5 protein-coding genes and 1 pseudogene are annotated in these 6,611 nt (G+C 38.3%); 4 read left to right on the top strand and 2 right to left on the bottom strand.

Annotation, left to right across the window (positions count from 1 at the left end; all coding sequences use genetic code 11):
* The first annotated feature begins 341 nt into the window (after positions 1-341).
* Positions 342-671, top strand: coding sequence for a four-helix bundle copper-binding protein (locus BKE30_RS10215; protein ID WP_076878499.1), 330 nt, complete (start codon positions 342-344; stop codon positions 669-671).
* Positions 672-1,201: 530 nt separating this feature from the next.
* Here BKE30_RS10215 and BKE30_RS10210 read toward each other — a convergent pair.
* A pseudogene (locus BKE30_RS10210) lies at positions 1,202-1,786 on the bottom strand (ATP-binding protein); the annotation flags it as partial.
* Between the two features lie 85 nt (positions 1,787-1,871).
* On the opposite strand from BKE30_RS10210, the gene BKE30_RS10200 reads away from it, so the two are divergent.
* A protein-coding gene (locus BKE30_RS10200; RefSeq protein WP_125316795.1) for an IS3 family transposase occupies positions 1,872-3,037 on the top strand; the annotation gives its coding sequence in 2 pieces (ribosomal slippage) (positions 1,872-2,139 and positions 2,139-3,037; 1,167 coding nt in all).
* Between the two features lie 144 nt (positions 3,038-3,181).
* Here BKE30_RS10200 and cynS read toward each other — a convergent pair.
* Complete coding sequence (cynS, locus tag BKE30_RS10195) at positions 3,182-3,631, bottom strand: cyanase (RefSeq protein WP_076878497.1); 450 nt, start codon at positions 3,629-3,631, stop codon at positions 3,182-3,184.
* A 284-nt stretch (positions 3,632-3,915) separates the two neighbouring features.
* On the opposite strand from cynS, the gene BKE30_RS10190 reads away from it, so the two are divergent.
* The gene (locus BKE30_RS10190) at positions 3,916-4,725 is read left to right on the top strand and encodes a formate/nitrite transporter family protein (RefSeq protein ID WP_008303564.1); all 810 of its coding nucleotides are present in this window, start codon (positions 3,916-3,918) and stop codon (positions 4,723-4,725) included.
* Positions 4,726-4,776: 51 nt separating this feature from the next.
* Positions 4,777-6,501, top strand: a complete 1,725-nt coding sequence (locus BKE30_RS10185) for a bifunctional protein-serine/threonine kinase/phosphatase (protein ID WP_076878496.1) — start codon at positions 4,777-4,779, stop codon at positions 6,499-6,501.
* Positions 6,502-6,611 lie beyond the last annotated feature (110 nt).

Raw genomic sequence — 6,611 nt, 5'->3', positions numbered from 1 at the left:
CTCTTTTTTCAAGTCAATTCCTTATCCGCGATTCAGGTTAAATATTAAGATTGGATGTTTAGAGGTCTGTCATTAGGCGAACTATCGATAAGAACTTTCTCATAATTTGTTTAATTTTAGGGTTATACCCAATCCTTTGGTAAAGCCGAATTAGAGCTAAATTACAGTTGGCTAGTCTTATAAAAAATATTTATACATTATATGGGACTAAAATTTAAATTAAAATATTGGTAAATTTAATAAATTTTACACTTAGTAACTTAATGCATATTCTGTATTCGGGTTTTTTTATTTAGCTTATTCGATACATCAATTTTGATGTTTAAATTTGGAGAGTATAAATGAATAGTATTAACCTTTCAGAATGTGCGAAAGCCTGTGTGTTGTGCTCCTTAACCTGCACTTCATGTGCACATTTGTGCCTGGATGAGGATTCAGTTGAAATGATGCGTGAATGTATCAAGCGATGCTTGGATTGCGCTGATATCTGCGACTTATGTGCGCACGCCCAACAAAGAAATTCACCTTTTACCAAGGAAATATGTGAATTATGCGCTAAAATGTGCGATTACTGCGCGGAAGAGTGTAGTAAACATCAGATGGAACATTGCCAGCAATGCGCAGAAGCTTGCCGTAAATGTGCTGCCGAATGCCGTAAAATGGCCGCTTAAGACTGGTGCTTTTATATAAAGAGGATGCTTTCAAAGAAAGCATCCTTTGGTTCTCTTATAGATAAATAAAAATTCAAAGATTTTCGACGAGACGTGATTGTAGGTATTATTGGTATTTTTTGCTAAAATAGAGATAAGGTGCGAAAAATAAATAAAAAACATATTTTTTATTTAAATCCTCTCCTTTAAATTACTTAAAATAAAGTCTGATTTTTGAGTCTTAAATTAAAATATATTTAAGTAGTAATCTTTCGTATTTAAAATATTGGATATTTATCTCCAAGAAATTATATTTTTAAAACCTGTAATTGCCCTATCATTAAAATGAAAATTATATTTTAATTAACCGAATTATATTAGACCTAAGTAACGCAGGGGTGACCGTAAAATTACATTTATGTCATTTATAAACTTTTGCTTTACCCCTACCAGCAAACTCATGGCGTAGGGAAAACATCATTTATTAGCCGAAAGCTTGACTTAGGATAAGCACTTTGTGGTTAAGTTTATTTTTACAGGTATTTGATTGTTCATGAAGCCTGTTTAAATAATTTAATCTTAAACGTCGTCTTTTCACGTTCTGAATCAACCTCGATACAACCGCCATGCGCCTCTACAATTGATTTGGTAATTGCCAGTCCCAGGCCTGCTCCCTCATCCGTTCTTCGTCTGGATGCATCAGTCCGGTAGAAGCGATCAAAGATTCGTTGCTGCTGGTCTTTACTGATGGTTGGCCCTTCATTTTGTATGGTAATTATTGTTGATGAGGCTTGCTGAACGATAACTACATGAATATCAGTCCCTGGCTTGGCATAGCGGAGTGCATTCGAGAGTAAGTTGCTTAAGGCACGCCTTAACATAAGTGCATCGCCCTGAATGGTTGCTTTACCAGAAGATGCTAACCTCATTCCTTTTTCCGCGGCCAAAGCATCGTAAAATTCAAAAAGGGCTTGTACTTCCTGATCCAATTTTACTGGCTGCAAATTGGGTAGACATAGACCATGCTCTGCTTTTGCCAAAAACAACATATCAGAAATCATACGTGCCAAGCGCTCATATTCTTCCAGATTAGAAAATAGTACTTCCTGATAAGTACTAATATCTCGCTTGCGGGAATGCCAGCAGGTTGTCACGTGATGTGTGCTGATAAAAACGGAAGCTTTCACTTGGTAAACTAAACGTACTCATCAGGAGTTTACCATGAGCAAAAAACCAAAGTTTTATACAGCGGAATTCAAAGCTGAAGCTATAAAACAGATTGAAGAAAATAAAGGCAATGTTTCGGAAACAGCAAGACAGCTTGGCATATCCATGCAAACGCTTTCCAATTGGTACAGCAAAGCTAAATCTGGAACATTAGTTGGAACACAACAATATTCCCCTGAACTTGCTGCTCTGCTCGAAGAAAATAAGAAGCTGAAACAGCAACTTAAAACTGCGGAATTGGAAAGAGAATTCTTAAAAAAAGCAGTAGCGTACTTTGCCAAAGAAAGTCAGTGAGGTACGCCTGCATGAAACAGTATAAAGATACATACCCAATCACCATGATGGCGAAGCTGTTAAAAGTTTCAGTATCAAGATTTTATGAGTGGTTGAAAAGTGGCTTAAGCCAAAAACAAATTCGAAGAAATCAGCAGACTATCATGGTGAAAATAGCACATCAGGAGACCAATGAAAGCTATGGCTATATTCGCCTGAGTAAGCATTTACACGCTCAAGGTGTTCAAATTAGCCAATATGCAGTACGTACAATAAAGAAGGTCAATAAACTCTTTTGCAAGCGCCATAAGCGCTTTAAAAGAACAACAAACAGTGATCACAACCGTCCCGTCTACAAAAACTTATTAGAGCAAAAATTTAACGTGAGCACTCCAAACCACGCGTGGGTAAGTGACATTACCTACATTTGGACAAACGAAGGATGGCTATATCTGGCTGCTTCAAAGGATCTTTATACAAAGCAGGTTGTTGGCTATAGTCTAAATGAACGTATGACAGCACAGTTGGTCTGTGATGCTCTTAAAATGGCTATTCGGAATCAAAAACCGCCACAAGGCTTAATTGTTCACTCAGACAGAGGCAGTCAATATTGCAGTCATGTATATCGAAATATGATTGAAAAATATGATTTTCAAGGTTCAATGAGTAAGCGTGGAGACTGCTTTGATAATGCACCAATTGAAAGCTTCTGGGGCATATTAAAGAATGAACTTATACACCATCGTACTTATGAAACGAGGGAAAAAGCGAAAGCAGATATTACAAAATACATAGAGCTATTTTATAATCAGCAAAGAATCCAAAAAGGATTGGATTTTAAGACACCAAATCAAATGGCAGAGGACTTTTACAGGTTGGCTGTCTAGAATCCTCCCAAGCGAAAGCCTCCGTTTTTATCAACACACATCAGTGTATAGTCAAAATTAAATAAGGATAAAGACGGTGATATAAAAGATCTCCTTACGAAGAAATGAAAAGCCATCAATATGATGGCTTTATCAAACGATTAATTAATAGGTTTTATAAGGTAAAAACTTGCCAGACAATACGACATTCACCCGATCTCCGTTTGGATTATTCTCACGTTGAATATCCATACTGAAATCAATAGCACTCATGATCCCATCTCCGAATTCTTCATGAATCAGTTCTTTAATGGTCATACCATAGACGCTGACCACCTCATACCAGCGATAAATCAGCGGATCTGTCGGCACGCTAGTTGGCAGAGAACCTTTATAGGGTACGATTTGCAGCCAGGCGATGGCTTCATCAGTCAATCCAAATATTTCACCGATTTTTTCTGCCTGCTCTTTATTAAAAGCCATCTGACCTAAACATGCGGCGGTTACCCATTCTTTAGAAAGTTCTATTTCTTTGGCGACATCTGACCATTTAATTGATTTTAAAACTTTCGCTGAAATGATCATGTCAGTTACTTGTTGACGATGGGTAATCATAATCCTCTCCAAATGATTCTTAAACAAATTGTTATGCGGAGTAGATGATGCAGATATCATGCCAATTATCATTTTAAAATTTATGCTCAATAAGACAGTGAATAATTAAAAGATTAATAATTTTTTATGGCATAGATTTTGCTTGTACTTTGAGATATATGGCAATGACGCCATTCACCATTAACTGTTCAAGCATTTAAGGCAACGGCGCCTAAGGTCTTCATTGATCTTAGGCGTCTTTTTTTTGAAAAACAGGTCTGTATATTGAAAAAGAGGACGACAACATGGCATATCTTGCTCCTGCAGAGTTTGCAAAAAAAGTGGTAGATGCGGGTGAATCCAAATTGCATATGGCAACCCGTGATGTATTGATTCGTGCCTTTATGGCAGGGGCCATTCTGGCCTTGGCAGCGGTATTTGCCATTACCATAGCCGTGCAAACAGGATCACCATTGATTGGTGCGCTCCTGTTTCCAGTTGGTTTTTGTATGTTGTATTTATTGGGCTATGACCTATTAACTGGGGTGTTTGTACTTACGCCGCTGGCATGGCTAGATAAACGCCCAGGGGTGACATGGGGACGTATTCTAAAAAACTGGGGCTTGGTGTTTGTAGGGAACTTTACAGGCTGTTTAGTCGTTGCGGTGCTCATGGCAGCGGTTTATACCATGGGTTTTGCAGCGGATCCAAACCCTGTCGGCGTAAAAATTGCGCATATTGGCGAGGAGCGGACATTAGGTTATGCCGAATACGGATTCGCCGGCTGGATGACTATTTTTATCCGTGGCATGCTGTGTAACTGGATGGTGTCATTAGGTGTCATTGGCGCGATGATGTCTACTACGGTGAGTGGCAAATTTATTGCCATGTGGATGCCAATTATGCTGTTCTTTGCCATGGGCTTTGAGCACTCTGTCGTGAACATGTTCCTGTTCCCATTTGCCATGATGATGGGCGGTGACTTCTCGATTGCTGACTACTTCCTATGGAATGAACTGCCGGTTGCTTTAGGTAATCTGGTGGGTGGTTTGGCATTAACAGGTCTGGCACTTTATACCACCCATGTCCGTACTGGTGTTAAAAAAGAATTTTAACATTCATCATTTTATAAAGGGATCATATAGATCCCTTTTTGAGCTTTCAGCATGAAAAAAACATTAAAAGTCAGTATTGGGCAATATTCTACTGCCGGAGTTAAACAACAGAACCAGGATTTCCATGGAGTATATCTGCCCGAAGGACATGTGCTGAAACTGAAAGGTATTGCCTGTGTTATAGCGGATGGAATCGGTAGCAGTAATGTCAGTCATCTTGCAGCAGAAACAGCCGTTGGTAGTTTTTTATCTGACTATTATTCTACTTCAGATGCCTGGAGTACACAGACTTCAGCAGAACGAGTGATCCGCGCGACCAATTCATGGCTTTATGCACAGACTCAACAAAGTCAAGGACGTTTTGATAAAGACCGAGGGTATGTCTGTACCTTATCTGCACTGATTTTAAAACAGCAACAAGCCCATGTTTTTCATGTTGGTGATAGTCGTATTTACCGCATTCGCGATCATGAAATTGAATTACTAACCCATGATCATCGTGTCTGGTTGTCTTCCAAAGAGCATTATCTTAGTCGAGCCTTAGGTGCGGATTATCGTATTGAAATTGATTATCGAAATATTGAACTCAAAGAAAAAGATATTTTTTTACTAATGACCGATGGGGTCTATGAATTTGTCACAGATCAACAATTATTAGATTTAACTTTAATAGATGCAGATTTAAATCAACTTGCCAAAGGATTAGTTGAAAAAGCTTTAGAACAGGGCAGTGATGATAACTTAAGTTTCCAGGTGATCCTTGTAGAACAGTTGCCTGAACTGAATCAGTTTCATATTCAGCAGGATTATGTATTTCCACAACAGCTCAGTAAAGGTGAAATTTTTGAAGGCTATGTGATTGATAAGATTTTGCACCAAAATCATCGCAGTTGCCTCTATTTGGCACACGATACTCAGCAGCAGCCTTTGGTTATAAAAACTTTGGGGGTAGATTTACAGCAAGATAAGTATGCCGTAGAGCAATTTCAACTCGAAGATTGGGTATCAAAACGTCTGAAGCATGATAACCTGATGCAGTGTTATCCACATAACACTGAGAAAAAGTATTTATTCCAATGTTATGAATATTTACAGGGTGAAACTTTGGCTCAATGGCTGCATCGCCAGGAAAAGCCTTTAAATCTCGATGAGATTTTACCAATTTTGCAACAAACAGCTTTGGCTTTAAATGCAATGCACCGGCTGGAGATGCTGCATCAGGATATACGGCCAAATAACATCATGGTTTTAAATACAGAAAGTGCCATGAAAATTAAACTGATTGATTATGGTTCAACAGCAGTAAGAGGCCTGGTCGAAATTAATCCTAAAAATGCGAATCGACCACTCGGAACCTTAGCATTTATGGCACCGGAGTATTTTATTGATCATTCGCCATCTGTACATTCAGACCAATTTTCTTTGGCGGTAATGGCCTATTATTTACTGACCAAACAATTACCTTATGGGACAGATTTAGCTCGCTGTAACAGTTTAAAGCAGCTTAAAAAAGTTCAATACTATTCCATCAGGAAATATCGGCCTGATTTACCTATATGGTTAGATAAAATTTTAGGCCAAGCGCTGAGTATTGAACCGACACATCGTTTTGAGGCCTTATCTGAACTCATTCATAATCTAATGCATCCTTCCAAAGAATTATTAAACTCTAAACCACCAGCAATCATTGAACGAGATCCTTTGCGTTTTTGGCAAATGAGTTGCGCCGTATTAGGGCTATTATTTTTACTGAGTATTGCATGGCCATTTATTTGAAAAGATAGGATCAAACCATGCTTAAAATTGAAGGTACATAGATAAGTTTTTATTCAAACAGCTTTTTTGCACAAAGATTTGAAATGCAAAGCGCCCCTAATTGAGCCAAA

Source organism: Alkanindiges hydrocarboniclasticus, assembly GCF_001982605.1.
Lineage (GTDB): Bacteria > Pseudomonadota > Gammaproteobacteria > Pseudomonadales > Moraxellaceae > Alkanindiges > Alkanindiges hydrocarboniclasticus.
This window is presented reverse-complemented; position numbering and strand designations above follow the sequence as displayed.